The sequence below is a fragment of the Nocardia kruczakiae NBRC 101016 genome (genome assembly GCF_001612965.1).
Taxonomy (GTDB): Bacteria; Actinomycetota; Actinomycetes; order Mycobacteriales; family Mycobacteriaceae; genus Nocardia; species Nocardia kruczakiae.
Genome location: NZ_BDBL01000056.1, coordinates 1 through 26,133 on the forward strand (window position 1 = coordinate 1; position 26,133 = coordinate 26,133).

Here is a 26,133-nt window from a genome sequence, read left to right on the forward strand (position 1 = left end):
GCGCCGTCGCGATCACCGGCGATGCCGAGCTCGGCGCCCGCGTCCTCGACTCGATCAATTTGGTCTGAGCGGCCGATGTGTGTCCGCCGATCGGCCCGGCGTGGGCGTACAGTTGGGCTTCGACAAGATCGGCCCCGGCCCCTGTGGTCCGGCGGGCCGATTCTCGATCGGCAAGAGGGGATTCGAGTGGACAGGCCAGCGTGGGCGCCCGAGGGCGTGGATATGCAGCGGCCCAGCCCGGCCCGGATGTACGACGCGCTGCTCGGAGGTTCCCACAATTTCGAAGTGGACCGGTGGGCCGCGGCGGAGGGGCGCAAGCTGGTGCCGGATCTGCCGCGGCTGGCGCTGAGCAACCGCGCTTTCCTGCGCCGAGCGGTCCGATTCATGATCGACTCCGGGATCCGGCAGTTCCTCGACGTCGGATCGGGTATTCCCACTGCCGGGAACGTGCATGAGGTCGCGCAGGACATCGATCCCTCGATCCGGGTTCTCTACGTCGACATCGACCCGGTCGCGGTCACCCATTCGGCCACCATCCTGCGCGGCAACGACCGCGCGGGCGCCATCGAGGCGGATCTGCGCAAGCCGGAGGAACTGCTCACCCGTGCTCGTAAGACCGGCCTGATCGACTTCGATCGACCCGTCGGTCTGCTGCTGGTCGCCGTGCTGCATCTTCTGCAGGACGAGGAACGTCCGCGCGAGCAGGTCGCCGCGTTGCGGGCCGCCGTGGCGCCGGGCAGCTATATCGCGATCTCGCATCTGTCCTCGGCACACCGGCCGGAGGCGGCCGCCCGGATTCACGAGGAATCGACCAGCGGCGTCGGAATCCGTTTTCGCGACCGCGCATCCATCGTCGATATGTTCACCGGCTGGGAACCGGTCGAACCGGGCATCGTCGAACTACCGCTGTGGCGCCCGGAATCCGAGCGTGACCTGCACGAAGCGCCGGGACGCTCGCTCGGTTTGGGCGGCGTGGGGCACAAGGTGTGACGGCGTCCACGGGATAGGCAGGGGTTGCAGGGTGGGTTCGCAGGAGTTGGCGGCGCGGTGGGCCGACGCACTCGACGGAGTGGTCGCGCCGACGCTGACGCGAACCGAGATCGAGGCCCTGCTCACCGGCCTGTGTGAGGAACTGCTCGGCGCACTGCGCGGCACCGTCGGCCTCGATGCGGCCCGGCTGGCCGCCTCGTCGCTGGTCGCCGCGAATTATCGCGACGATGCCGCGGTGAGCCGATCGGTCGCGGTGATCTGCCGCGATATGGTCGCCGAAATCTGCCCGAACCCCGGCGACCCTGGCTACGAGACCGTGCGCGACCGCGCCGTCACCGTGGCCGGAGAATTCGCCGCCGGATTCACCGCGGCACTGCGCGGCGCCGCCCTGGCCGAGCAGGAGACCACGCTGAGCGCCGCCCTGGCCGCGGTCCGGGAGGAACAGGCGCGGCGGCAGCTGTCCGAGGCCCGGTTCGGTGCCATCTTCGCCGGCGCCTCGGTGGGAATCGGCACCATCGACGCCGAGACCGGCAGGGTCCGCGACGTGAACGCCGCCTTCGCCGAGATGCTCGGGGTGCCGATCGACCTGATCATCGGCCGGTCGGTGGCCGCGGTGCTCGGCGAGGACAACATCGGTGAGGCCTACACCCAGTTCCAGCAGTTGCTGACCGGCGTCCTGGACCGGTTCCGGATGGAGACCTCGCTCACCCGGCCCGACGGCCACCACTCCGATATCGACCTGTCCATGTCGGTGGTGCGGGACGCGCGCGGCAACGCGCGCTTCCTCATCGGGGTGGCCGTCGACATCACCGAACGCAAGGCGCTGGCCGACCGGCTCTGGTACGAGGCCCATCATGACGACCTGACCGGGCTCGCCAACCGGCTGCTGTTCTTCGACCGGCTCACGCGGGCCGAGCCGCCCATCGGCCTGTGCTATCTCGACCTGGACGGGTTCAAGGAGATCAACGACGATTACGGCCACACCATCGGGGATCGCGTGCTGCGCACGGTCGCCGAGCGGCTGGGAGCGGCCACCGAGCCCGACGGCCTGGCCGCACGGATCGGCGGCGACGAGTTCATCGTGCTGATCGAGCAGTGCGAGGACGAGGCGCGACTGGTCGACATGTCGGCCCGGCTGCTGGCGGCGCTCGGCGAACCGGTGGAGGTGGCCGGCGGATCGATCACGGTGGGCGCGTCGATCGGAACCGCGCTGGTCACCCGGCAACCCGAGGCGGTCGACGATCTCATGCATGCCGTCGACACCGCGATGTACCGCAACAAGAGTGCGCGGCAGCGCCCCGGCAGCCGGTCACGCCTGCCTCAGTGAGCGGACAGCGTCGAGTGGGCTCGATCCGCGAGTTCGTACCGGTCTCGCTCGTCGCCGTACGCGGCGAGGAAACCGGAGCAGTCGGGGCATTCGGCGAGGATCGGATGCCGGCAGTCGAGGATATGGGCGAGGAAGCGATCGGTGGCCTCGAACAGGTCGATACGGCGGCGCAACTGGGCCCGCTCGTCGGTGATCAGGGCGCGCCGCTCGTCGCGCCCGGAGAGACCGAGCTCCCGGATCCGGCGCAGCGACAACCCGGTGCGCTGCAGGGTGCGGATCAGCCGCGCCCGGTCGAGCGTCTGCTCGTCGTAGGCGCGATGCCCGGAGGGACTGCGGGCCGGATGCAGCAGCCCGACCGATTCCCAATGGCGCAGCACATGCGCCTCGACGCCGACCGCCACGGCGGCGTCGCCGATCTTCAGTCCCTCGTCCATCGCCGGCCCCTTTACTTCATGTCGACCTTAAGTTTTATCGTGCCACAACACGTGGCGACGATCCCGTCGTTCGCGGCCCACCCACAGAACGGACGAATGACATGCCGGATCCGGCGAAGACCCCGAGTGTGCTCGAATGCTGCACTGTCGCAGTGGGTTCCGTGCGCGGCCTGATGCTGCCCCGCCGGCTCGATCGGCGTTTCCTGGCCTCGATCCCCGACGCCGGGCTGCCCGAACCCCGGGGCACCGTCTCGGTGCGCGCGCTACCGCAGGCGCCGCGGTCGGTGCCGACGGCGGCGGTCGTGGAGGGAACGTTCACCCCGCGCCGGATCGACAACGCGCTGACCGCCTTCGTCGTCGAACATCCGCAGGCCCGGTTCGTGGTCGATCCGGGCGTCTGTCTGGACGCCGAGCGGCGTGCGATCGCGCAGCTCCCCGCAGTCCTGCGGGTCGCGGTGCGGCCACCGGCCGCCACCGTGGCGACCGTCGACTCGCTGCGTGAGCACGATCCCCGGCCGCTGGATTTCGCCCTGCCCACGCACGCGCATTGGGACCATGTGTGCGGTCTGCTGGATCTGCCCGGACTGCCGGTGCACATGCATCGCGTCGAGCAGCAGTGGATCACGACCGGTCCGGTCGCGCCGGTCGGCGGCGTTCGCGATGCGCTGCGGGAGCGGCCGGTGGTCGAATACGACCTCGACGGACCGCCGGTGCTGACGTTCACCGCGAGCCACGATCTGTTCGGTGACGGGTCCGTGGTGCTGGTGGATCTGGCCGGGCACACCCCCGGCAGTATCGGCGTGCTCGCCCACACCCGGCGCGGCTGGGTACTGCTCGCCGGTGATGCCGCCTGGCATCATCTGCAGATCGACAAGGTCCGCCAGAAGGCAAGCTACCCGGGCGGTTTCGCCGATGACGATCGCGATCTGACCTTCCGCACCCTGCACCGGCTGCACCTGGCGCGCACGACGGTGACGGTGGTGCCGACTCACGACCACGCGGCCGCCCAGCGGTTGCGGGCCGAGGAGGTGGGCGCGGCGAACGACAGCTGACGTCGCGGCGTGCGGCCTTCGCTGCGGCCGCTCGCGGGAGATTCGGCACCTTCGAGCGGTCCAGCGAGCCCCGGCTGGCTATGGACCGGCGGGCCACTCGCTCGCGACCATGGCCTCATGACCTCCTCGGCGTATGTTCCCGCTCTGGCCGGCCACGAATTCGCGGTCGACACCACCTATCTCGACACCGCCTCGTACGGCATTCCGCCGGCCCGCGCCTTCACCGCGGTGCGGGCGGTCCTCGACGGGTGGGCGAGCGGACATCGCGCACCCTCACGCTACGACGATCGGGTGGATCTGCTGCGCGCCGCCTATGCCCGCCTCCTCGACGGCGCGACGGCAGCCGATGTGGCGATCGGCAATTCGGCCGCCGCCCTCATCGGACCGGCCGCGGCGGCACTGGCTCCCGGCTCCGAAGTACTGGTCGCCGCAGGCGATTTCGCGTCCGTGCCCAATCCGTTCCGCTACCGCGGGGATCTGCGGGTGCGCACGGTGGAACTGGAGCGACTCGCCGAGGAGGTACGGCCGGACACCGCGCTGGTGGCGTGCAGTCTCGTCCAGTCCGCCGACGGCCGGACGGTCGACGCGGCGCGGTTGCGCGCGGCCACCACGGCGCACGACGCGCTGCTGCTGTTCGACGTCTCGCAGGCCGCGGGCTGGTTGCCGCTGCGATTCGCCGATGCCGACATCTGGGTGTGCGCGAGTTTCAAATGGCTGCTCGGCGCCCGCAGCGTCGGGCTGCTGGCGATCCGGCCGGAGATCGCCGACCGGGTCCGCCCGCAGGCGCCGGGCTGGTACGCGGCCGCCGACCGCTGGGCGGAAATGTATGCGCCGCAACGGCTTGCCGACACCGCGCGGCGGTTCGACGCCACACCCGATTGGCTCGGTGTGGTGGGTGCGCTGGCCGGGGCGGAGCTGCTGGAGGAGTTGACCGTTCCGGCGATTCAGGCCCACGATCTGGCGCTGGCCGACCGCTTCCGCGCCGGCCTGGACGACCTCGGCTTCACACCCGTTCCCGGACGAGCGCCGATCGTGTCGATTCCGGGCGCCGCGGCCGCCGCGGACGTCCTGGCCGAGGCCGCGGTGGTGACCACGGCCCGAGCGGGTGCGCTGCGGGTGTCGTTCCACGTCCACAACGACTCCGACGATGTCGACCGCGCTCTGAAAGCCTTGGGCGACAGTCGAAGTTGATCGGCCGGGGGGTCAGAAGGTTCGGCGCAGGCGTCCCGGTGGCTGCCGTGATTCGGCACGCACGCGATCGCGCAATCCGCCCGGAATGCGATGGATGATCGCCGAGCGGTCCGCGGCCGCGAGTTTGCGGCGAATGGTCGCGACCTGGGCGTCGACCGTGCGGACCGACGTCCCGCGGCGCACGGCGACCGCACTGTTGGTCCACCCGGCGGCCACCAGAATCGCGATCTCGCGTTCGGCGGGTGAAAGTTCCTGCCACCGGGCGTCGTCCGGACCGTCCTCGGCGTCCTCGACGATCTCCAGCCGTCCGAGGAAATACCGCTGCAGTTCGTTGTCCTGCGGCCGCATCCGCCCACCGCGACGCACCGCGGCGGCGTAGCGCTGGGCGCCCAGCACCGCGGTCGCGGCCGTACGCGCGGCCAGCGATCCCTCCGCCACCAGCGGCACCCGGTCCGAGGCGATCCCCATCGAACGATGCAACGCGGCGGTACCGCCCTGCAGGTAGGCGATCTCCCGCGCGGCGGCGGCGAGTTCGCCCGGACGCGCGCCGGATTCGATACGCCGCGACAGGATCGTGGCCAGCGCGACGGTGCAGAAATGGATGATCCAGCCCGCGGTCCAGGTATCCCCGCGATCGAGATGCGCGGCCACCGCCGCCCGGCCCCGGCGCACGGCGTCCGCGGGGTCGCCGTGACGGATGGTGGCGACCAGTTCCGCGAACTCGGCCCAGGACACGGCCCACGGCGCATCGGTTTTCGCCGCGTCGTGCAGATGGCGGCGCACCACCCGCCCGGCGACCTCCGGGGTCGCCAGGCTGGCGGCCGCGAGCACGGTGAACAGATCGCTGCGCTGGGTGCCGCCGCGATCTCCGACGGCCGCGAACTTCCGGCGGGCGCGCGACAATACCTCGATCGCGCGCAGGTCCAGGCGAACCAGGAACAGTTCCAGCCCCCAGGTGAATTCGACCTGGGCGGGCAGGCCGATGTCGTCGGCGGTGTGCTCGCGCCACTCCCCGCGCAGCACCGGATCGGTGAGACATTCGGCGGCACATTCGTCGAGGAGCCGGGAGGTGTAGTCGAACCGGCCCTGCCACACCGCGATCCAGCCGATCAGGGCCTTGGCCGAGATCCGCAGCGACGACAACGCCGGATCGTCGCCGATCGCCGCGAGGGCGCGCTCCGTGAGCCCGGTGACCGCGCGGTTGGTGCCGGTGAGAAACGGCACCCGCAACGCCATCACCACGGTGGCGATCTCGAGTCCGATCACGGCCTCGCCCGGATCGGCGAGGCTGGTCTCCACCGCGAGCAGCACGTCGTTCCAGGCCGCACGGACCCAGTCGATCCACTCCATCTCGTCCGGGCCGTACCACATCGCTTGTCCGGCAACGACTTTGTCGCGGAAATAGCGGCGATGGCGGGCAGGCACGCCCAACGGTGCGGCCGAACCGTCCGGCCGCTCCTGCAGCCGGGCGCGGGCGAACGTCCGCACGCTCTCGGGCAGGAAATAGCGCACCGAGGTGGCCGTCATGCGGGTCGACACGAGCGACCGTTCGACCAGTCGCTCCAGCGTGGCGGCGATGACCGGCTCGGGCAACGCCTCGTCGGCGCAGACCTGCGCCACCGCGCTGTATTCGATTCCGCCGCTGCGGGTTTCCTCGTCGCCGGGGTCGAATCCGGCGGCGAAGACCGACATCCGGTCCAGCAGCAGGCGTTCGGCGTCGGTGCACAGCCCGTAGGACCAGGCGATCACGTCGCCGACGTTGCGATGACGCTCGTCGGCGCCGGCCCGCACGCCCGACGACCAGCGCATCCACGCGTCGGAGTCGGTGCCGGTGAGATCGCGCAACACCTCGGCGACCGGACGGTAGCGCAGCCGGGCCGCGGCGAGCCGGATGAACAGCGGATTGTTGTCCACGTGCCGGCAGATCCGGGCGGCCAGTTCCAGAGTGGCGGGCTCCGCGCCGATCGGCCGGCCGGTCAGTTCCGCGCGCCGCCGGAACAGTTCCAGCGCATGGTCGTTGGTGAGTGGCGGCACCGGCACCAGCCGCTCGTCGGTCCAGCCGATCGGTTCCCGGCTGGTGGCCACGACGGTGACGTCCGGATTCACACTCAGCAACTCGACGATCAGCCGCGCCACCGGATGCAGGACGTGTTCACAGTTGTCGAGAACCAGGATGGTGCGAGCGGGGCCGAGCGAGGCGAAGGCGTCGAGCAGGCAGTCCTCGGCGCTGCGGCCGGTGGGATCGGTCGGTGCGACGGTTCGCACGATCTCCTCGGCGACCGCCTCGACATCGGCGCCGGTTTCCAGCCGCGCCAGCCGCACCCACAACACCTGATCGCGACCGGGTCGCTGGGACCTGCGCAACGCCTCGGTGGCCAGCGTCGTCTTACCGATCCCACCCGGCCCGAGCAGAGTGATCAACCGGGGCCCACCAGGGTCGAGCAGTTCGGCAATGCTGCGCAGTTCCGCGGTCCGGCCGACGAATTGGGATATCCACGGTGTGGTCACGACCGCGCCGTCTCGCGCCGGGCTCGCGCCTCGGATCGCATCCGCTCCCGGGCCTCGGCGGGCAGATGCCGGGCGATCTGGCCGCGAGAGGTGATCTGTAACTTCTGCCGGACCATCGCCACCTGCGCATCGACCGTGCGCACCGAACTGTGGCGGCGCACGGCGATGGCGCTGTTGGGCCAGCCCGCGGCCGCCAGCACCGCCACCTCACGTTCCGCCCGCGACAGGCTCTCCCAGCGATCCGATTCGGGCCGCGGCGCCGCCACCGCGGCCACCGGCGGTTGTGCCGTGGCGACACACGGCTGCTGCGGCAGCGCCGACCCCTCGGCGCGGCGCACCTCGAGCCGGCGCAGCTGCAGATGCCGGGCCGCGAGCCGATTGGCCTCGACCGGATCACGCCGATGCAGTTCGGCGCGCGCGACGAGACGCACACATTCGGTGAGATACCACCGCGCCGAGGTGGCCGTCAGCCGCACGATCACCAGCGAACGTTCCACCAGCCGATCCAGTGCCGATTCGATCGACGCGGCCGGCAACGCGTCGTCGGCGCAGAGCGCCACGATCGCCTCCCGATCGGCTCCGCCACCCGCGGAACCGCCCGGAAACACAGACATGCGTTGCAGCAGAAGAGATTCCGTCGGCGTACAGCGACTGGTGGACCACGCGATGTTGGCGCCGATATCGCGGTGGCGCGCTTCGACCCCCACCCGGGCACTGTCGGACCACTGCAGACGGCGGTCGTAGGCATCGCCGCTCACCTCGTGCAAGACGGTGGTGGGCGGATTGTGCCGCAATCTGATCGCGGCGAGCCGCAGGCCGAACGGATTGTGGCTCATATGGGCACAGATCCGCCGGAGGATATCGTCGTCCGCACCGCCCGCGGGGCGGCCGGTGAGCTCCATACGAATGCGCAACAGCCGCAATGCCTGTGCGGGATCGAGCGACGGCACCGGAACGAGTTGTTCGTCGATCCAGCCGATCGGCTCGCGACTGGTGGCGACGACGGTCAGGGCGGGGTCGGCTTCGAGCAGGTCCGCGAGCTCGGTCGCGAGGGCGGTCACGAGGCGATCGCAGCTGTCGAGGACCAGGACGTGCGGGGCGCCGTCCGGCCGGGGCGCGAAATCGCGGAGTTCGGCAATCGCCGTCTCGGCGTCCAGTTCCGCCAGCGCCAGCCAGCGCGTGGGTAGTTCGACATCGCGGCGCAGCGTTTCGATGGCCAGCCTGGTCTTGCCGATGCCGCCGGGACCGGTCAGGGTGATCAGCCGCGCGCCGCGGGCGATCAGCGCCGCTATCCGCTCCCGCTGCGCGGACCTGCCCACGAACTCACTGCTGGTGGCGGGCAGTACACCGATACGCGATCGCTGGAACATAGTAGGAACAAGTTAGCCCACCGCGCCCCCGTCGCGTGTCCGGATTCGATACCGCGATCTGCGGCTACCCCATTCGGGCGACCGGCGTGGCCTGCTGATAATGCATCTGCACGACCGCACTGTCGAAGGTCATGATGTCCACCAGCTGCAGTCCCGCCGTGTCCAGTGGTTTCGGGAACAGCGGCACGCCCCCGCCGAGCAGCAGCGGATGCACGAACAGCCGGTATTCGTCGACGAGATCGTGTTCGAGGAAGTACGAGGCGGTCTGGGCGCCGCCGAAGACCACGACGGGTCCGGTGGAGGCCGCCCGCAGCGCGCCGATCTCGGCGATCGGATCGGCACCGACCACTCGGGTGTTCCAGCCCGGATCACGCAGCGTGTGGGAGAACACGAGTTTCGGCGTCCGCTTCCAGCACCGCGCGAATTCGACGTAGAACGGCGAGATGGCCGGATCGGCATCGGCATAAGGCCAGAACGCGGCCATGATCTCGAATGTCTTGCGCCCGTACACGAATACCTCGGCCGCCCGCAGTTCGTCCAGGAAGGACTCACACAGCTCTTCGTCCACTACCGGCCAGTGAATTTCCTGGTCGGGCCCCTCCGCGTATCCGTCGAGCGACATCTGCATCCACAGTGTCACGCCTGCCATCGCTCACCCATCTGCCGTTACCTGCCGACGAGTGATTGTTCCCCCGGGTGGGGGCGGCGCGCATCGGTAATGTTCGGGCGCACCTACTTAAGTAGGTCGCGCCCGATACCCGGAGTTGCGGATCAGAGCAGTTCGCCGTCGCGGCACAGACTCGACGAGCGCCAGGTCGGCGCCGGACCCTGGCCCTCGAAACGCCACTGGGAGATCGGCCCGGCCGCGCGCCAGTAGAGACCGCCCGAGGCCGGAACCGCCTCGTACACATCCTCGGTTCCCGCGATCAGCTGATCGCCCACGCAGTAGTCGTTGTAGGAGGTGCCCGGCTGGCGCGCGCCAGGACTGAAGCGGCCGGCCGGATTACCGAGCGCGCCCGGATTGGCCACGGTGTCGGCGCGGTGGGACGGACCGTCCGCATTCCATCGGGCGGCGCCGAAAAGGTCACTGCGGCAACTGAATGCCCAGCCGCCGGCATGCACCTGGGCCCCGGGGGCGAAGGCGGCGCCGGCCCACAGACAGTACGAACCGGGTGCCTGCGCCGCGGCCGGACCGGCGGACAGACCCACGACCGCCGCGCCCGCGACGGTCGCGGCCAGCAGCAGGGATCGGGCGGTGCGGGCAAAGGTCGCTGCGGTCATCGGTGTGTCTCCGTTCAATCGTGCACTTCCGACGCTGATGGTCGGAAGTATCGGCCACACCGATAATGTACCGTTGAACAACGGCACGTTATATCGTGAAAACTTCCCAGGGTTGGGGGGGAAAGATTGTCGCGACGAACGCTCAGGAGTCGGCGAGCGCTTCGTTCAGCGCGGTGTCCTGGTCGAGGTACCGGGCCACGAAACGGCCGATCAATTCGGCGCCCGCCTGCGCCGGGACGGTCCGGATCACCTCCGAGCTCGCGGCCAGCCCGGCCACATCCGCGGGTGCGCCCGCGGAGTCCTGGAAGCCGGCCCACACCGTGCGCTGGAACAGGTCCGCGAAGCGACGCGCGATCCGGTCGCATTCGGTCGCCAGCCGCTCGAACTCGGCGATGATCTCCGGCTCCGGCACGCCCGCGGCGGCCAGCCGGTCGGCGGCCTGCAGCAGCACCGGATCGGCGGCGCGGTAGGTGCTGGCGTCGACCGGTTCGTAGAGGCCGAGCGCCACGACCCGGGCCAGCCCGTTGGGTACTTCGTGTAACCGCTGCGCCAGATCGGTCGCGGCGATCGACGCACCGGCGGGCGTTTCGGCGCCCGACGACACATCAGGCTCCGCGACGCCGAGGATGTCGCCGAGATCGTCACCACGGTCCCAGGCGTTGAGCAGTTCCTTGATGCCGTTGAGCTTGATGCCGCGGTCGAGCAACCGGCTGATGGTCCGCACCCGGTTGAGGTGTTCGGCGCTGTAGAAGCCGGTACGACCCTTGACCTGCGGCGGCGGCAGCACACCGCGCTCGTGGTACACCCGCAGGCTGCGCACGGTGGTCCCCGCCTCACGCGCGAGCTCGTCGATGGTGTACTCGGTCCGGGTCGTCATACATCAAGGAAACCACACCGAAACATGCGCGGATCGAAAGCGTGCGGCGGCATGCCGGTTCCCATCTTTGGCGGTTCGATTGCGATCCGCGGGCGTAGCCGACCTATTCTGCTGTGCATGGACGATATGGCGGACGCGCGCCCCAGCGCCGCCGAGCGGGAGCGCGCACTGCAGGAATTGTCACAGCAATTGGGCGCCGGCAGATTGACCCTGCCCGAATTCGACGAGCGCACCGCACTGGCCACCCGGGCCGATACCCGCGTCGAGCTGGCGGCGCTGTTCACCGATCTGCCCGTCGTGACCCCCGATCCGCCCGCCGCACCCGCGCCCGCCAATCCGCTCCCCTCCCTGGCCGTTCTGGCCGGTGCCATCACGGTCTTCGCGGTGGTGTCGGCGTGGGCGGCCGGAAATTGGCTGTGGCTGTTGCTGATCGCCGCGGCGCCGGTGGCCGTCGTGCTCTGGCGCGTGCGCGGAGTCGCCTGAGCCGGTTCACCATCGGGTGCGCGGACGCACCTGATTGGCCAGATCGACGAGCCGGTAGCGATGCAGCCGGCCCGGCGCCGTGCGGGCGAGCGCGCGCAGGGAGGTCTCGAGCCCCAGCTGCAAACCGGATTCGGTGAGTGCGAAGCCGAGCAGGGTCGCGTCGGACCGGCGCGGCTGCCCGCCCGCGCGCAGCCATTCCAGTGCCGCGCCCACCACGACGACCTGCAACTGCAGTGCCCGCGGCTCTTCCGGCAGGGCCTCCAAGCGCAGAGCGGCCGCGGCGAGATCCTCCTCGGTCACCTCCGCCACCGGCCGGGACACGAGCAGCAGTCCACCGGTCATATGAGCCAGCGCGTAGTGCCGGGAGGTCACCGGCACCCGGTCCAGGACCGCGACGGCGTCGAGCAGTTCGCCGTCGGCGGCCAGTCGCCGCGCCAGTCCGAACGCGGCGCTGACCACGCCGTGATTGGTGCGCCAGACGGTGCGGTAGAAGTCGACCGCGGCGCGGTGCCAGCGATCCGGATCGGCCGGCAGTTCGAGGTGTTGCAGGACCAGTTCGGCGGTGGCCGCCAGCGCGAGGGCCGGGGCGATCTCCCCGGGCAGCATGGCGTGCGCGGTGTCGAACTGGGTGTAGGCGTGCTCGAAGGCGCCGTCGAGCAGATCGGCGATACCGCGGTACCAGGTCAGCCGCCAGTCGGTGTCGTAGTCGATCATCAACTCCCGCAACAGGGCTCGCGCCGGCTCCACCTCCCCCAGATCCAGATGGGCGCGCACCGCGGTGAGGGCGCCCTCGAGTTCGAAGGAGCCGGTGTCCGCGAGGACGCCGGAGGCGATCCGATCCCGGATGCGCCGCAACGTATCCAGCGCGTGCCGCGGATCTCCGTGCAACAGCGTCGACATCAGTTCGGCACTGGGATCGGTGCTGTCCATCAGCGGAACCGGCAGGGCGGCCACCACCGCGCGCGCATCGAGGGTCGGCATCCGGTGGCGGCCGTCGACGATGCCGTCGGTCTGGCCGATCAAGGTCTCGATGCCGAAATCGCCACGCATGGAACCGAATTCGACCGATGCCTGGGGATGCTCCCGATCGGTGTCGGTGGCCAGCACCATCCGGAGCACGCCGGTGAGCTGGCAGTACATCGAATAGGTGGAGGGGAACCGGCGGGCCGGGTCGGGATCGGTGGCGCGGCACAGCAGCCGATACAGCGACGGATAGCGAACCAGCAGCGGATGTGCCTGCGGCTCCGGCATTTCCGGTAGCTGATGGCCGCGCTCGTCGCGGGGCAACTGCATCACCAGTGCCGCCAGGGTGCGGCCGACGGTGTAGATGTCGGAGGCGACGGTGGGCCCGGTCTCGGTGATCTCGGGCGCCTGGAAACCCGGTGTGCCGTAGATACTTCCGAACGACTCCATGGCCGCCACCGCGCCGAGGTCGATCAGTTTGACCTCGTCCTCGCTGACCATGATGTTGTCGGGTTTGAGATCGTTGTAGGACAACCCGAACGAATGCAGGTAGTCCAGTGCCGGCAGCACCTCCATCACGTACGCGATCGCCTCGGCCACCGGAATACGCTGCGGCGCACGCTGATCGAGTACGCGCTTGAGCGACTGACCGCCGACGTACTCCATCACGATGTAGCCGTCGGCGACATCACGGCCCGGGCCGCGGTGTTTGACGAAGTTGTAGATCTTCACGATGCCGGGATAGGCGACCTCCGACAGGAACTGCCGCTCCGCCAGCGCGACCACGTGCGCCTCGAAATCCTGCGGATTCTGCAGGCCCTTCAGTACCACCCAGCGATCGCTGACATTGCGGTCGACGGCGAGGTAGATCCAGCCCAGACCGCCGTGCGCCAGACAGCCCTGCACCTCGTACTGTCCGGCGACGACCTCACCCGGTTGCAGAATCGGCCGGAAGCTGTAGGGCGAACCGCATTTTCCGCAGTCCCCCGCCACCTGCCCGGGCCCCGCGTCGCCCGCGCGCCCGACCGGCGAGTTGCATTTCCAGCAGAATCGCTTCTCCTCGGGCACTTCCGGGTCGTCCAGTACCGCCGCGCGCGGATCCACCGAGACCACCCGCGGCATCTCCACCAGGCCGGCGCCCAACCGGCGTGGACTCGGCCGCGAGCGCGCGCTGCGCCCGGACCCGGCCTCGGAGCCGAGCGTATCGACCTCGACTTCCGCGGTCACCGGCCCGGAGGGCGGATCGGACGCGAAACCCGTTGCCACACCGCCATTTCCGACAGCGTCGCCCAGCAGGTGCCGCCCGGACGGTTCGCCCGGAGATTCCACCGCGAGGCGCAGTCGTTGCGAGGGTTCTCCCCCACCGTTGCGCCGCGTCGCCCACGGATGCGCATCCGGTCCGCGCACCTCACTGCGGCGGATGCGGCGATTCGCCCACGGATGCGGAAGGGGCGTATCGGGTCGCTCCGGCATGAGAAACCTCCCGAGGCCGCTGATGAACCGGGGCCTCATTCTCGTTCCCCGGCCACGGTACCGCGCCCCCGAGCTTCCCAACGCCGGGAACAGCTCCGCCCCGGTGGTACCGGGGCGGAGGGTGCGACTACTTCTCGGCGTCGGGCGCTGATCCCGGCTCCCCGGATTCGGCTGCCGACTCGGCCGCCTCGTTCTGTAGCGGACGTTCCGCCAGCACCGGGAACTGGCCGGTGTAGCCGAGGCGTTCGGTGGCCATCGCCAGCACCTTGCGGCGGGCCAGGAACCAGCCCGCGACCAGCGCCGGCAACATGACGCACACCATGGCCAGCACGGCGAAGCGCTGCACGTCGTCGTCACTGGCGGCCATCAGGACCACCACCGCCGCCAGGAACACCAGGGTCGCGATGCTGGTGTACGGGGCGCCGATCAGCCGGAACGACGGACGCTCCGCCTTGCCGATGCGCGACCAGCGCCACAACTGCAACTGGCACAGGATGATCGCCGTCCACGCGAAGATCGTGCCCAGCGCCGACATGTTCAACACGATTTCGAACGCCTTGTCCGGCACCATCGCGTTGAGTCCCACACCGATCAGCGCGATGCAGCCGGTGGCGAGGATTCCGACGTACGGCACACCGGAACTCGACATGCGTGAGGCCAGCTTGGGCGCGCTGCCGTTCATCGCCATCGAGCGCAGAATCCGGCCCGTGGAGTACAGCCCGGCGTTCAGGCTGGAGAACGCGGCGGTCAGCACGACCAGGTTCATGATGGATCCGGCGCCGTTCACCCCGAGTTTGGAGAAGAAGGTTACGAACGGGCTCTCACCGGCGTGGAAGTCGGTGTAGGGCAACAGCAGTCCGAGCAGGACGAGCGAACCGACGTAGAACAGCGCGATCCGGGCGATCACCGAATTGATCGCGCGCGGCATGATTTTCTCGGGGTTCTCGGCCTCACCCGCGGCGGTGCCGATCAATTCGACTGCCGCGTAGGCGAAGACGACGCCCGTGGTGACGGTGACGAGCGGCAGGAGTCCGGTCGGGAACAGACCGCCGTGCGCGGAGAGCAGGCTCGGACCGGTGGTCTGGCCGTCCAGCTCGAAGCGGCCACCGAGGATGATCACACCCACGATCAGGAAGGCGACCAGCGCGATCACCTTGATCAACGCCGCCCAGAACTCGAGCTCACCGAACCAGCGCACCGAGATCAGGTTGATACTCACCACGATCGCCAGCGCGACCAACGCGATGAGCCACTGCGGAATGCTGCGGGTCCCTCCCCAGTAGTGGACATATGTCGCGATCGCGGTGATGTCTACGATCCCGGTCATACACCAGTGGAAGAAGTACATCCAGCCGACGCCGAAAGCCAGTTTCTCGCCGTAGAACTCGCGCGCGTAGGAGACGAACGATCCCGAGGAGGGGCGATGCAGCACCAGCTCGCCGAGCGCTCGCAGGATGAAGAAGACGAAGATTCCACAGACGGCGTAGACGAGGAAAAGGCCCGGGCCCGCGTCGTGCAGGCGGCCGGCCGCGCCGAGGAACAGGCCGGTGCCGATGGCACCGCCGATGGCGATCATCTGCAGCTGGCGGGGGCGCAGCGATTTGTGATAGCCCGCATCCTCGGCATGCAGCGCGTCCGCGGGCGCCGTCGCCTCCGAGGGAGGTCGAACAGTTGTCATGGGGGAGGACCTTTCACGTGACGGCGATCATATCTATGGGCAATGTACCGTCATTCAACGGCACGTTCAATACGTGGGATAGGTTGTAACACAACGGAAATCCCGCCGCCGAGGTCGGCGGTAGACCATACCGATAGGTATCGGTACGCTGGATAACGACAACGGCCGAGAAAGGGCGAGGATATGGCCTGGTTCGAGCGGGAATTCATCGCCGTCCCGGACGGCCGCAAGGACCAGCTGGTCTACAAATGGCCCGATCTGAACATCCGGCGCTACAGCCGGACGATCGTCAACGCCGATCAGATCGCACTGTTCGTCAAGTCCGGCCGGGTCGTCGCGACGATGGGACCGGGCCGCCATCGCGTCGACGCCGACGAACTGCCGGTGCTGGGCGCACTGGTGGACTCGGTCACCGGCAACAACTTCTACCGCGCGGAGCTGTATTTCGTCTCCACCCGCGAATTCGCCGGCGTCAGATTCGGCGGCCGGCTCGACGACATCGTGGACCCGGCCAGCGAGCAGATCGTGACGCTGCGGGTCTTCGGCGAATTCGCCTTGGCCGTGCGCGATCCCGCGCAACTGATCACCTCCCTCGTCGGCACCACCGATCTCACCGATCCTGCCGGAATTCAGGCCTGGTGCGCGGATTTGCTGCTCAAGTCGATGAAGATGACCGTGTCGCACGGCATCTCGCAGGGCGACTGGCAGGTGCTCGGCCTCTCGGCGCAACTGCAGTCGATCGAGTCGGCGGTGGTGCGTCAGACCAATCTCACGCTGTACGAGTACGGAATGCGGATCTCGCGCATGGGGAATTTCGACATCACCCTGGCACCCGAGGACGCCGAGCGACTCAAACGACTCGCCAAGGATGTCACCTACATCCGGCTCGCCGGCGATTTCCAGCGTTACGCCGCGGGGGAAATGGCCCTGGGCGCGGGACAGGGTCTGGCGCATTCACACGGCGGCGGTGGCGAAGGTGGATTCCTCGGCGCCGCACTGGGTCTCAACGCGATAGCGGGCATGGGACAGTCGTCGACGGTGCCGTGGGCCGCGCAGCAAACCCCGCCTCCGCCCGCGCCGCCGTTCGGTCAGCCGGCGGGCCGGCCGGCCCTGCAACCGCCACCGGACTCGAAGACCTCGGCCTCACTGCCGCCGACCCCTACCGCCGAACCCGGCGCATCCGCGACGCCCGGCTCCCCCTCGGGCGTCGGATCGGGGCCTTCGTCCACAGCGCCACAGCCCGTGGACGACGCCACCGCCTCGGACCACGTGACCTGCGCATCCTGCGCTACCGACAATCCCCGCGCCGCACGATTCTGTATGCACTGCGGGACACGGTTGGCCGCTCCCCCACGCCACTGCACCGAATGCGGCACCGAACTCCCTCCCACCGCCCGTTTCTGCGGCGCCTGCGGAACCCCCGCATAACGACGCCGCCCACCCGGATTCGGGTGGGCGGCGTCGGCACAGATTTCCGGAGCGGGTTCGGGTGTGCCGGTCCCAGTCGGCGCACCCGAACCCACCGGCAGGTCAGCTGGGCACCGTCGCCGTCGTTTCGGCGCTGCCGACCATGCTGCGGACCTGGCGTGCGGCCACCGACAGGGTCGCCAGGTCGTGGGCTTCGGAGGTGAAGATCTCCCCGAGTGCCGCGCGGGCACGGCTGAGGCGGGAACGGTTGGTCGATTCCCAGTAGGCGATCTTCTCCTCGGGGGTGTCGACCGGTTCCGTGGTGGTCAGCACGTCGGCGGTGAGCGAGCGCAGCGAATCGTAGAGATCCTCGCGAACCGCCAAGCGCGCCAACGTCTGCCAGCGATCGCCACGGTCGAGTCCGGCCACCGCGGACAGCAGCCGCTGGATGTCGAAATGGGCGTCCAGCGCGTAGTAGAGCGCGGCCACCTCGTCGGCATCGCGTTCGCAGATGTCGGCGATATCGAGCACGTCCAGCAGCGGGAACCGATGGATCAGCAGGAACACCTCCTCCGCCAACTCCCGCGGGGCGCCGTGACCGATCGGTCCGCCGGAGCGCGACATCAGATCGTCGGCGAGCGCACCGGGCCGCCAAGCAGGCACCCGCGCCGCCAGCGCGCGCACCCCGTCGCGGTAGCGCGCGATACCGGCGCCGACCGCGATCGGCTGCGGCCGGTTGGTCAGCAGCCAGCGCGCCGCCCGGTCCAGGGTGCGTTTGGTCTCCATCTCCAGCTCGTTGCGCGCCGCCGCCGGCATCGGCGTGGTGCGGATGCGCTCCCACAGTGCGCGCAGATCGAAGATCTCCACGGCCGCGGTGAAGGCGCGTACCGCGTCGTCGGTGGTGGCGCCGGCCTCCTCGGCGAGCCGGAAGGCGTAGGTGATGCCGCCGTAGTCGACCATATCGTTGACCACCATGGTGGCCAGGATCTCCCGGCGCAGCGGATGGCGGCCGATCGCGGCGCCGAAGCGTTCCCGCAGCGGTGTCGGGAAGTAGCCGGGCAGCAGGGCCTCGAACGCACTGCTGTCCAGCAGATCACCGCTGAGCAGATCCGACTTGAGCGAAAGCTTCACGTGCGCGAGCAGATTGGCGAGTTCCGGTGAGGTCAGCCCGGCGCCGGCCGCGGCGCGCCGGTCCAGTTCGGCATCCGAGGGCAATGCCTCGAGCTGCCGATCCACGCCGCGCCGCGTCTCCAGCTCCGCGATCAGCCGCCGGTGCACCCCCACCATGGCCGCCGCGTTCGACCGCGACAGACCCATCCGGAAGTTCTGGGAGATGTTGTCGCGCAACACCAGTGCCGAGACCTCGTCGGTCATCTCGGCCAGCAGGGCGTTACGGTCCGACTCCGCCAGATCGCCGGCGGAAATCGCCGCTCCCAGCAGCACTTTGATGTTCACCTCGTGGTCGGAGCAGTCCACGCCGGCGGAGTTGTCCAGGGCGTCGGTATTCATCCGGCCGCCGAGTTTGCAGAACTCGATGCGCCCGAGCGCGGTGGCGCCCAGATTGCCACCTTCACCGATCACCTTGACCCGCAACAGATCCGCGTCGACCCGTACCGCGTCGTTGGATTTGTCGCCCACGTCGGCGTGCGATTCGGTACTGGCCTTGATGTAGGTGCCGATTCCGCCGTTCCACAGCAGATCGACCGGCGCCAGCAGGATCGCCCGGATCATCTCCGGCGGGGACAGCGTGCTCACGCCCGGATCCAGATCCAGCGCGGCGCGGATCTGCGGCGTGATCGCGATGGCCTTGGCGGAGCGATCGAAGACGCCGCCGCCCTCGCTGATCAGCGACGTGTCGTAATCCGCCCACGACGACCGCGCCAACCCGAACAACCGCTTCCGCTCCGCGAACGACACCCCCGCCACCGGATCCGGATCGATGAAAATATGGCGATGATCGAACGCCGCCACCAACCGGATGTGCTCCGACAACAACATCCCGTTACCGAACACATCCCCCGACATATCCCCGACACCCACCACCGTGAACTCCTCACGCTGGGTATCGATGTTCATCTCCGCGAAATGCCGCTTGACACTCTCCCACGCACCCTTCGCGGTAATCCCCATCGCCTTGTGGTCATACCCCGCCGAACCACCCGACGCGAACGCATCCCCCAACCAGAAGTCGTACTGCTGCGCGACCTCGTTGGCGATATCGGAGAACGTGGCGGTGCCCTTGTCGGCGGCCACCACGAGATAGGTGTCGTCACCGTCGCGGCGCACCACCCGCTGCGGCGGGATGACCTCACCACCGGCGTGGTCGACATTGTCGGTGAGGTCGAGTAGTCCCGAGATGAAGGTGCGGTAGCAGGCGATGCCCTCGGCCTGCATGGCCTGGCGGTCGGTCGCAGCGTCACCGGTCGCGGCCGGCGGGCGTTTCACCACGAATCCGCCCTTCGCGCCCACGGGCACGATCACCGCGTTCTTCACCGCCTGCGCCTTCACCAGACCCAGAATCTCGGTCCGGAAATCCTCCAGGCGATCCGACCAGCGCAGCCCGCCGCGCGCCACCGCACCGAAACGCAAATGCACGCCCTCGACCCGCGGTGAATACACGAAGATCTCGAATTGCGGCCGCGGACGGGGCAATTCGGCGATGGCGTGCGGGTCGAATTTGAACGACAGATGTCCGGGCGGATTTCCGTCCTCGTCGCGGCGGAAATAGTTGGTGCGCAGGGTCGCTGTGATCAGCCCGAGAATCGCCCGCAGAATCCGGTCGGTGTCGAGGCTCACCACGGCATCGATTTCGTCCTGCAGCCGCGACGAGATGGCCGCGGCCCGCGCGGTCGCGACCGGCCCGAGGTGTTCGGGATCGAAATAGGCGGCGAACAATTCGGTGAAGGCGCGCGCGGTGCTCGGCTGCGCCAGCAGCACGCGGGTGATGTTGGCGAACGTGTAGGCGAATCCCGCCTGCTGCAGATATTTCGCATAGGCGCGCAGCATCGCGATCTGGCGCCAGTGCAATCCGGCCCGCAGGACGAGTTCGTTGAGTCCGTCGACCTCGCCGTCGCCGAACCACATCGCCGACACGGCCTCCGGCAGGCGTTTGCGAATACTGGTGTCCGGCAGGGATTCCAGCGCCACGGCGCGGTCCAGATCGGCCTCCGGATCGCCCTCGCCGCTGCCGCGCAGCGTATTCGGCGCGACCCGCAGGCCGAAGTCGTAGATCCACCGGGTGCTGTCACCGGGCAGTTCGAGCCGGTAGGGCTTTTCCTCCACGACCTCGATGCCGAGGCTGTGCAGCAGCGGCAGCACGCGGCTCAGCGACACCTCGGTCCCGGCGACGTAGAGCGTGAAGCGCCACTCGCCCGAGGGGGCGCCGGCGGTGCGGTAGAGATCGGTATCGATCTGCCCGTCGGCCAGGCGCTGCAGCCGGCACAGGTCGTCGAGCGCCCGCGCGGGCTCGTATTCCTGCTGATAGGTCGCCGGAAACGCGGTCGCGTAGTCCTGGACGACCGGCGCGGCGATCTCGGCGAGGCCCGCGGCCTCGCTGACCAGCCGGTCGCTCCAGCTGCGGGTGGTCGCGAACAGCAGGTCCTGGATGCGTTCGCGGTTGGATTCGGTGATATCCGCCGGTTCGGCGTCGGCTCCGCGGTGCACCGTGAAATAGACGACGGCGAGTTCGGATTCGGTGACGCGCGCCGAGTAGGCGATCTGCTCGGCATCGAATTCGCGGCGCAGGATCTCGTGCATCCGCACCCGCACCTCGGTCGAGTAGCGGTCGCGCGGCAGGTACACCAGGCAGTACACGGCGTTGCTGCCCACATCGCGGCGCAGGAACAGCCGGATCTGGCGCCGCAGTCCGAGATTCATGACCGCGGAGACGGTTTCGAAGAGGCGGCGCGCGTCGGTGGAGAACAGTTCGACGCGCGGGAAGGTCTGCAACATCTCCAGCAGCGCCTGGCCGGAGAACGAATTCAGTGCCAGGCCCGCCCATTCGATGACCTGGTGGACGCGGCGGGAGATCACCGGGATGTCGAGGATGTTCTCGTGGAAGCCGCTGACGGTGAAGGTGCCCACGAAAACGTGTTCGCCCACCACCTGACCGGCGACCGAGGGCGTGGTCTCGGCCGCGTAGTCGGCGACGCTGACCACGTACACATCCGGCGAGCCCGGCAGCAGCGAGTCCAGGGAACCGTTGGACAGCCGCAGGATCTGCTCGGAACCGGTCGCGGGAGCGCCCACGTCCACACCCGAACCGTTGCGCAGCACGCCGAGTCCGGTGCCCGAAACCTGTTGCGGCTCCGGACCGTCGGCGCCGGGGTGAACCCGATAGTAGCCGTATCCCAGCAGGGTGAAGTGCCCGGAGGTGAGCCAGCGCAGCAACTGCGCGCATTCGGCCGCCTCGGTCGCGGACGGTTGCGGTACGGAATCCAGCCGCGCGGCCAGCGTTCCCATCGTGCGGGTCATCGCCTCGGTGTCGTGGGCGACCTGACGGATCTCACCGAGCAGGGGTGGCAGCGCCCGCTCGATCCGGTCCAGCACCGCGTCGGAATCCCCGGCACCCAGCTGCACATGGATCCACGACTCGGTGACGACGTTGCCGCTGCCCTCCGATCGGCTCGCCGAATTCGCCTGCGCCACATCGAATCCCTCGCTGGGCGCGATCGCCCGCAACCGGCCGCGCCGATCCCGCAGGACGTCGAAGACCGGATGCACCACCTCGGTCACGGTGGCGCCCAGGCGCTGCAGCGCCGCGGTGAGCGAATCCACCAGCAGCGGCATATCGTCGTTGACGATCTGCAGCGCCGGCCCCAGATCGCTGCCGTCTCCGGCGCGATACAGCCTGGTCACCGCGGTTCCCGGCCGCCGCCCCGCGGCCAGCTCCAGATGATGCCGGAAGATCTGCTCGGCACGGTCGGTGATCGTCGGCGCCGCGGCTCCCGGCTGAATCCAGCGGAAGTACACCGCCTCCAGATCGGTCGGATCATCACGGAATCGCTTCCATGAAATCGTCTGCTGGGTTGTTGCCACCATCGACCCGTGCCTTCCCGCGATCGGAATCGGTACCGCAGTATTGCGGACTGTCTGTAACGTGCCGTTAAATAACGGCACGTTCTTCAGTGTAACAAGGATTGCGCGCCGCTACCCGGTTTCTCAGCGAACCAAACCGGATCGGAACAGAAATGTCTGCGCGCCTGCACGATTCGCGAACGTCGCCGTCTCGATGCGCAGACCGGTGCGGGTATCTGCATACCACACCGTTGCCGAAGGACCGATGGCGACGAACACCGTGCCGTCGGCGATGACGGTGCCGCCGGCCACGCGCCAGCCGTTGACCACCGCGGTCAGATTCTGCGGTGGATCGGCACGCACGGTGAAGGTCAGTTGCCGGCCGTCGGTGATACCGCCGGACAACAACGGGTGATCGGCCGCGATCACACAGTTGTCCACCGCGGGTCCGCTGTCGACATGCCGGCACGAGGAAGCGGCCCGAACCAGATCGGGCAGCGCCTCGACGGGGGTGAGCTGCCCGATCATCGGCGGTGCGTTCACCGCACAGGAACGGATGACCACGACGGCCACCACCAGCAGCGCGGCGATCGCGGCGATCGCGACCTTCCAGCTGACCTCCGGCGCGGCGATTGCGGCAGCGCCCTTTTCGGCCTCCGCGGCCGCTTTGGTCGCGCCCTCACCCACCTTCGCCACCTCGGCGCCCACCTTCTCCGCCGCACCCGCGGTGCGGGCGACCAGGCGCCCGGCTTCCAATGCGGTGTGCGCGGCGTCCGCCAGCAGCGGGTGACCGGTGGCACCGCCGTCGACACGGGGTTCGGGACCGAGCGGCAACGGGGCTCCGCAATGGCCGCAACGAGTTTCGTCTCCGCCATTGCGATGGGAGCAGTACTGGCAGATCGAATGCGGAGGTTTCAATGTCCCGTGATCACAATCGAGGAGATGGCGGTGGTGTTGATCGAGGGCTCGCCCTTGGACTGCTGAATCGTCAAGGTGATCTTCGAGGCGCTGACCGCGGGAGACATCTTGGTGACCACGAGACTGCGCTGATCCAGCGTCTGCTGCGTATAGCGCGTCGCGGTCGGATCGTCGAACAGATACGACACCCGGCTCACCGTGCGGTACTTGTTCCACTGGTCCGCACCGTCGCTGCCGACACTGTCCCAGCCGGGGACGATCCCGATGGAGTCCACCTGGTATTTCTTGCCGAGGTCGATCGTCATGACCTGCCCGTCGATCTTGAACGCCCGCACACAGGACCACGCCTTGCCCGGTTCACCGGAAAAGGCGTCCATCGCGTCCGTACTGCCGGCCGGGCAGCGCGCCTGCGCGGATCGGACCTTGATGGGGGCGCTGTTCGACTCCGAGGGGGCCGATTCAGGGCCCGCGCCCGGCTTCGACGACGTGGGTGCGGCGGCCACCGGAGTGACCACGGCCAGCTGATCGGGGTTGCTCTTCTTACCGCCCGTGGTGACCAGCACCAGCACGAGCACGAGGGCCAACACCGCGGCGACGGCCAGGGCGACCTTCGGTTTGCGCAGCTGGGCCAGCACTACCTGCGGAAATTGCGGCCCATCGGCCGAGGTGCGGCCGGCCGCCTTCTCCGGGGCTTCGGGGGCGGCGCCGGCCCGCTGTTCGGATTCCTCCGCCGCCGCGCCGAGCCGGGCCGAACGCTCGGAGAAATCCGAGGTGAATTCGAGTTGGCTGGACCCGGCGGGCGATTCCCCGCTGAGCAGCGCCATGATCCGGTCACTGGCCTTCGGCCCGGAACTCACCTTGCGCACCGACGGTACCGAATCGGAATCCGCGACGGAGTCAACGACATTCGGGTGTTCGGTAGCCGACGGACCGGCGGCCGGGCCATCGTCGGCGGTGAATTCGGGCGATCCGAAGGACGGGTCGGAGAGCAGCGTGTCCAGGACCGCGCCGCGATGGCGAAGGAAGAGATCTCCCTGGTCCTCGGCGGGCATATCCCGGATGGTAGCGACAATCACATCCGGGCCTCATCGGCACTATTCCCGCTGGGGAGAACAGTTTTCGCCGATTCAGTCCGGACGTTCGGTGACGAAGTACTCCGGCGGCACATCGAAGACCCGGGCCAGCGCGATGATCAGATCCAACCGCGGGATCGCTTCCCCGTGCACCAGCCGGTACAGCCCCGACTGCGACACCGGCACATCCGGGTACGCCAGTTCCAGGTGCTGCGCCAGCGAATACAGCGTCAGCGACCTGGTCGAGCCGTCCTCGGTCGACACCACGGATTCCGCGATCAGCTCCGACAGGCGGCGGGAGAAGATCGCCGCCGCGCTCTGCCGGGGTGTTAGCGAGTCGTCGCCGTCCGGAGGCTGAATATCACCATCGGTCTGGGAGTCCGCCACCACATTGATCAACATTACCGTCCCGATTCGTCAGTCGGCACCAGGACCACCTACCTGCGGGGCCGTGATCGCCGGTCTATCGCCTGCCGCCGCCGGGGGCGCCGGATTGTCGTAATAGCGGGTCTCGCCGCGCGGCTCGATCAGATCCACTCGCACCGTGCGCATCGGAATGCTGACATCCACCGACGTCGCGGTGACCTGGTTGATCGCCAGATCCACGGATCGGCGGCGCGAGGTCCCCGGATCGTTGATGGTCACCGTGGTCTGTGCCGTCGAGGCGCGCGGCGACATCTGGTCGAACACCGCGATGGTGGCCGGGCTGCCGGCGGCCCCGGCCTCCGCGTCGGCGAGTCCGGATTCGGGTGCCAGCCGCAGCGAGGAGGGGTCACCGACCGCGGAAACCAGCTGCGACCAGCGGTGCGGCCGGGCCGAATGCACCTCGACGTCGGCGCCGACCACCATCGCGCGCAGCACGATCTGCTGGGCCACCGGCAGATCGGCGTGCACGTCGATGGTGCGCCGGCGCGGGTTGTAGCGCGCCGGATCGAACAGCGGCAGGGCGAGCGCGTGCTGCGGCCGGCCGCTGATCGATCCCAGGATCTGCCCGTTGGGGCCGATGGTGATCGGCAGTTCCGCGAGCAGCTCCGCGGAGGCCACGTCGTTGCCGGTGTCGTCGGGCGGCAAGGCGGAGACCGGGGTTCCGGTCGGCAGCGTCGCGAGCAGCGCCGTCGACTGCCGTCCACCGAGCCGCCGCAGATAGTCGACCGGCGCCGAGGTGACCGGCGGGCCCACATAGCGCACGATGCCGCGCGGTCCGAGCGCGCCGCCGGCCAGGCTGACCACGAGAGTGGTCCGGCCGCGATTCCAGTTCCAGCAGTCGTCGAGGCCCGCACCGTGCAGCCGGGTCCAGTCGATGGAGAAACTGGTCACGCAGCGCCCGGAGGCCGGTGATTCCAGCTGCCCCCAGCGCTCCCGCAACTCCGCCGGTTCGACCCCGGCGTGCAGCAGCCGGGTCGCCTCCCGCAACGCGTCCGCGGGCAGGGCGTGTGCCGAGATACCCCGCTCGCGCAGCCGGGACGCGATCCGATGTGCCGCGGTGGCAAGGGCTTTCGGGCCGGTGACCTCGGCCGGTCCGCGGCGGGCCAGCGCGGTGAGATTGCGCTGCTGATCCAGGCGCAGCACCAGCCAGGTCATCCGCTCCCCCACCACCGGATGGGTTCCGATCAGCTGGTCGTAGAGCATGCTGTAGCTGGTGGCCGGACGGACTCGCTGGCCGGTGGTCACGATGTCGATGTCGACGGCGATCCCGTACTGGTCCAGCATCGAGACCAGCGTGTCGATCGGTACGACGTCCTCGGTGTAGAGCGTCTCCTCACCGATCACGGTGGGGAGATCCAGGTCGGGCGCCAGCTGGATCATCGCGACCAGCGTCGACTCGTCGGTGTGGATACCGCACACTCCGGCGGCGACCTCCACGTCGTGGATCTCGCGCGGCCGGGCCCGCTCCCGGGCCCGCGCCGCCATACCGGCCCGGTACGCGCACCAGTCCAGGAACCAGCGCACCGCGGTACGCCCGTCGACGCGGACCAGTACCGCGGTCGCCATCGCCACCACCACCAGGGGGGCTACCCACAGCGGCGCGCGCCCCCACAAACCGACCAGCACGAAACTGGCGGCGATCGAAGCCGTCACGATCGGCCCGCCC

General features: G+C 69.0%; 19 protein-coding genes. 6 read left to right on the top strand and 13 right to left on the bottom strand.

The features are described from left to right. Window positions 1-186: 186 nt before the first annotated feature. Complete coding sequence (locus NK1_RS29565) at window positions 187-990, top strand: SAM-dependent methyltransferase (RefSeq protein WP_245660927.1); 804 nt, start codon at window positions 187-189, stop codon at window positions 988-990. Between the two features lie 31 nt (window positions 991-1,021). Continuing rightward, the gene (locus NK1_RS29570; RefSeq protein WP_063014020.1) at window positions 1,022-2,317 is read left to right on the top strand and encodes a sensor domain-containing diguanylate cyclase; all 1,296 of its coding nucleotides are present in this window, start codon (window positions 1,022-1,024) and stop codon (window positions 2,315-2,317) included. On the opposite strand, the gene NK1_RS29575 is transcribed toward NK1_RS29570, so the two are convergent. Beyond that, window positions 2,311-2,751, bottom strand: coding sequence for a MerR family transcriptional regulator (locus tag NK1_RS29575; protein ID WP_063014022.1), 441 nt, complete (start codon window positions 2,749-2,751; stop codon window positions 2,311-2,313). The genes NK1_RS29570 and NK1_RS29575 overlap by 7 nt on opposite strands. Window positions 2,752-2,903: 152 nt before the next feature. Here NK1_RS29575 and NK1_RS29580 point away from each other — a divergent pair, with 152 nt between their 5' ends. After that, window positions 2,904-3,803: an MBL fold metallo-hydrolase gene (locus NK1_RS29580; protein WP_245660929.1), complete on the top strand. Its 900-nt coding sequence runs from the start codon at window positions 2,904-2,906 to the stop codon at window positions 3,801-3,803. A 117-nt stretch (window positions 3,804-3,920) separates the two neighbouring features. Continuing rightward, a complete protein-coding gene (locus NK1_RS29585; RefSeq protein ID WP_063014026.1) occupies window positions 3,921-4,994 on the top strand; it encodes an aminotransferase class V-fold PLP-dependent enzyme in 1,074 nt (357 codons plus the stop codon). A 12-nt stretch (window positions 4,995-5,006) separates the two neighbouring features. Here the strand turns inward: NK1_RS29585 and NK1_RS29590 are convergent, their stop codons facing one another. From NK1_RS29590 to NK1_RS29610, 5 genes are all read right to left on the bottom strand, one after another. Continuing rightward, complete coding sequence (locus NK1_RS29590; protein ID WP_063014028.1) at window positions 5,007-7,502, bottom strand: ATP-binding protein; 2,496 nt, start codon at window positions 7,500-7,502, stop codon at window positions 5,007-5,009. Then, window positions 7,499-8,872: a LuxR C-terminal-related transcriptional regulator gene (locus tag NK1_RS29595; protein WP_063014030.1), complete on the bottom strand. Its 1,374-nt coding sequence runs from the start codon at window positions 8,870-8,872 to the stop codon at window positions 7,499-7,501. Before NK1_RS29595 ends, NK1_RS29590 begins: the two co-directional genes overlap by 4 nt. Before the next feature lie 64 nt (window positions 8,873-8,936). After that, the gene (locus NK1_RS29600; RefSeq protein ID WP_036498827.1) at window positions 8,937-9,521 is read right to left on the bottom strand and encodes a dihydrofolate reductase family protein; all 585 of its coding nucleotides are present in this window, start codon (window positions 9,519-9,521) and stop codon (window positions 8,937-8,939) included. Between the two features lie 122 nt (window positions 9,522-9,643). Next, entirely contained in the window at window positions 9,644-10,153 is a 510-nt protein-coding gene (locus NK1_RS29605) for a hypothetical protein (RefSeq protein WP_063014031.1), read from the bottom strand. Window positions 10,154-10,295: 142 nt separating this feature from the next. Continuing rightward, complete coding sequence (locus tag NK1_RS29610) at window positions 10,296-11,030, bottom strand: MerR family transcriptional regulator (RefSeq protein ID WP_063014033.1); 735 nt, start codon at window positions 11,028-11,030, stop codon at window positions 10,296-10,298. Window positions 11,031-11,147: 117 nt separating this feature from the next. Here NK1_RS29610 and NK1_RS29615 point away from each other — a divergent pair, with 117 nt between their 5' ends. After that, a complete protein-coding gene (locus NK1_RS29615) occupies window positions 11,148-11,513 on the top strand; it encodes a DUF1707 SHOCT-like domain-containing protein (protein ID WP_036498834.1) in 366 nt (121 codons plus the stop codon). Window positions 11,514-11,519: 6 nt separating this feature from the next. Here the strand turns inward: NK1_RS29615 and NK1_RS29620 are convergent, their stop codons facing one another. Together NK1_RS29620 and NK1_RS29625 are read right to left on the bottom strand one after the other, a co-directional pair. Continuing rightward, window positions 11,520-13,949, bottom strand: coding sequence for a serine/threonine-protein kinase (locus tag NK1_RS29620; RefSeq protein WP_063014035.1), 2,430 nt, complete (start codon window positions 13,947-13,949; stop codon window positions 11,520-11,522). 127 nt (window positions 13,950-14,076) lie between these two features. After that, the gene (locus tag NK1_RS29625) at window positions 14,077-15,627 is read right to left on the bottom strand and encodes an amino acid permease (RefSeq protein ID WP_063014037.1); all 1,551 of its coding nucleotides are present in this window, start codon (window positions 15,625-15,627) and stop codon (window positions 14,077-14,079) included. 183 nt (window positions 15,628-15,810) lie between these two features. Between NK1_RS29625 and NK1_RS29630 the strand changes: the two genes are divergently transcribed. Further along, window positions 15,811-17,055, top strand: coding sequence for an SPFH domain-containing protein (locus NK1_RS29630; protein WP_063014039.1), 1,245 nt, complete (start codon window positions 15,811-15,813; stop codon window positions 17,053-17,055). Between the two features lie 102 nt (window positions 17,056-17,157). Here NK1_RS29630 and NK1_RS29635 read toward each other — a convergent pair whose 3' ends face one another. From NK1_RS29635 to eccE, 5 genes are all read right to left on the bottom strand, one after another. Continuing rightward, the gene (locus tag NK1_RS29635; protein WP_063014041.1) at window positions 17,158-22,074 is read right to left on the bottom strand and encodes an NAD-glutamate dehydrogenase; all 4,917 of its coding nucleotides are present in this window, start codon (window positions 22,072-22,074) and stop codon (window positions 17,158-17,160) included. 120 nt (window positions 22,075-22,194) lie between these two features. Next, entirely contained in the window at window positions 22,195-22,884 is a 690-nt protein-coding gene (locus tag NK1_RS29640; RefSeq protein WP_063014043.1) for a hypothetical protein, read from the bottom strand. A gap of 80 nt (window positions 22,885-22,964) precedes the next feature. Beyond that, entirely contained in the window at window positions 22,965-24,020 is a 1,056-nt protein-coding gene (locus NK1_RS29645; RefSeq protein WP_063014045.1) for a hypothetical protein, read from the bottom strand. Between the two features lie 75 nt (window positions 24,021-24,095). After that, window positions 24,096-24,431, bottom strand: a complete 336-nt coding sequence (locus NK1_RS29650; RefSeq protein ID WP_223273873.1) for a helix-turn-helix domain-containing protein — start codon at window positions 24,429-24,431, stop codon at window positions 24,096-24,098. 27 nt (window positions 24,432-24,458) lie between these two features. After that, window positions 24,459-26,120 (bottom strand): type VII secretion protein EccE, encoded by a 1,662-nt coding sequence (gene eccE / locus NK1_RS29655; protein WP_245660931.1) that lies wholly within the window; start codon window positions 26,118-26,120, stop codon window positions 24,459-24,461. Between the last annotated feature and the right edge of the window lie 13 nt (window positions 26,121-26,133).

Coding starts and splice junctions, on each gene's coding strand:
- NK1_RS29600 (WP_036498827.1), bottom strand. CDS start 9,521: ATGGCAGGCGTGACACTGTGGATGCAGATGTCGCTCGACGGATACGCG.
- NK1_RS29615 (WP_036498834.1), top strand. CDS start 11,148: ATGGACGATATGGCGGACGCGCGCCCCAGCGCCGCCGAGCGGGAGCGC.
- NK1_RS29605 (WP_063014031.1), bottom strand. CDS start 10,153: ATGACCGCAGCGACCTTTGCCCGCACCGCCCGATCCCTGCTGCTGGCC.
- NK1_RS29585 (WP_063014026.1), top strand. CDS start 3,921: ATGACCTCCTCGGCGTATGTTCCCGCTCTGGCCGGCCACGAATTCGCG.
- NK1_RS29595 (WP_063014030.1), bottom strand. CDS start 8,872: ATGTTCCAGCGATCGCGTATCGGTGTACTGCCCGCCACCAGCAGTGAG.
- NK1_RS29630 (WP_063014039.1), top strand. CDS start 15,811: ATGGCCTGGTTCGAGCGGGAATTCATCGCCGTCCCGGACGGCCGCAAG.
- NK1_RS29645 (WP_063014045.1), bottom strand. CDS start 24,020: ATGCCCGCCGAGGACCAGGGAGATCTCTTCCTTCGCCATCGCGGCGCG.
- NK1_RS29620 (WP_063014035.1), bottom strand. CDS start 13,949: ATGCCGGAGCGACCCGATACGCCCCTTCCGCATCCGTGGGCGAATCGC.
- NK1_RS29635 (WP_063014041.1), bottom strand. CDS start 22,074: ATGGTGGCAACAACCCAGCAGACGATTTCATGGAAGCGATTCCGTGAT.
- NK1_RS29575 (WP_063014022.1), bottom strand. CDS start 2,751: ATGGACGAGGGACTGAAGATCGGCGACGCCGCCGTGGCGGTCGGCGTC.
- NK1_RS29625 (WP_063014037.1), bottom strand. CDS start 15,627: ATGACAACTGTTCGACCTCCCTCGGAGGCGACGGCGCCCGCGGACGCG.
- NK1_RS29610 (WP_063014033.1), bottom strand. CDS start 11,030: ATGACGACCCGGACCGAGTACACCATCGACGAGCTCGCGCGTGAGGCG.